Source organism: Okeania sp. SIO2C9 (assembly GCF_010672455.1).
In the GTDB taxonomy this organism is placed as follows: domain Bacteria; phylum Cyanobacteriota; class Cyanobacteriia; order Cyanobacteriales; family Microcoleaceae; genus Okeania.
In genome coordinates this window covers 1-1100 of the sequence record NZ_JAAHGO010000288.1, presented here as the reverse complement: position 1 = coordinate 1100, position 1100 = coordinate 1, and the positions used below count along the sequence as shown (strand labels likewise).

Annotated in this window: 1 protein-coding gene; it reads right to left on the bottom strand. The window is 37.4% G+C overall.

Annotated elements, in window-relative coordinates; all coding sequences use genetic code 11:
- Positions 1-13 precede the first annotated feature (13 nt).
- Positions 14-715 carry a sigma-70 family RNA polymerase sigma factor gene (locus tag F6K23_RS41075; RefSeq protein WP_293167038.1) on the bottom strand — a complete coding sequence of 234 codons (702 nt, stop codon included), beginning with the start codon at positions 713-715 and terminating at the stop codon, positions 14-16.
- Between the last annotated feature and the right edge of the window lie 385 nt (positions 716-1100).

Genomic DNA, 1100 nt, shown 5'->3' with positions numbered 1-1100 from the left:
TGGGTCTTAGCAATCATGATGCTTGCTTTAGGCAGGTACTGACTCTACCTTTGTTAGCATAAGTTTTTGATTCGTTGATGTATCCTAAAGATACACCAAATCTTCGCAAATGTGGTAGACATTTACGGCTATAAAACTTGGGCAAGTCTTTGCTCTCGGAAGAAGTAAGCTGAAATTCAGTAGCAATTGTTTGCCAGGGAGTCTCGGGAGGTAGTCGCCGTAGGATTAGGACTTGGGCATTGACTTCAGAGCGTTTCCGGAAACAAGTTTTACGTAAAATCCCGTCTGGATCTGATTTAACCCAATTTAGGGTTGCCTCCCATACTTCTAGAACTGGATCAATATCAGGGCGGGCTGGTATATTGTTTGTAGGATCAATAACTTGTCCTTCCTGTGTCTGGATAATTGTTAGCAACCGATTTTTGTTCCTTTTTTGAGCATCTCGTAGATTTCTCAATTGTTTTTTGAGATTGTCGTTTAGCCAAGTAGTAACATTTTTGATACTAGGCTCATATTCTTCCGGATGCTGACAGCAATATTCCCACATCTGTTGAAGAGCATCATTGTAGTAAGGTGTGTTTTCTCTCCATAGTTTGCCAGATTTGATTACCAATATCCAAACTTGGCTCAGTTTTTGCTGGCGCTCTGAGCTTTTGAGTGGATGAGTGCAAATTTCGGTAATTAGCTGACGAAGTTTTTGCTCTAACTTATCCATGAAATGAAATGCCTATTAAATTCCAAAATATCAGATTTCAGTGCCTTCTTTGATGTTTAAAGCCACAGATAAGCTTTGGAGGTAATATCAAATTTGGTTGATTCTTTTGTCAGGCTTAGTGGTTTTGTTCTTCTGGAGTGAATACCAGCAGCAAGACAAAGAATCAATAGAAAAACTTAATATCAACTCCCGTCACCATTAACACCGTATATCAAAATTGACATAAAGACAAGTTTAAATTTTCAATGAATCGATTGTATTACGATACTGCATAATTAGTGGCCTGATTTTGCATAATTAACAATTGAATGTAATTCAAAGTATGGTATCATTTGGAATTTTAAATCTCTTATTGCTGAGATCAACTACAAAGATATAAGTGTGA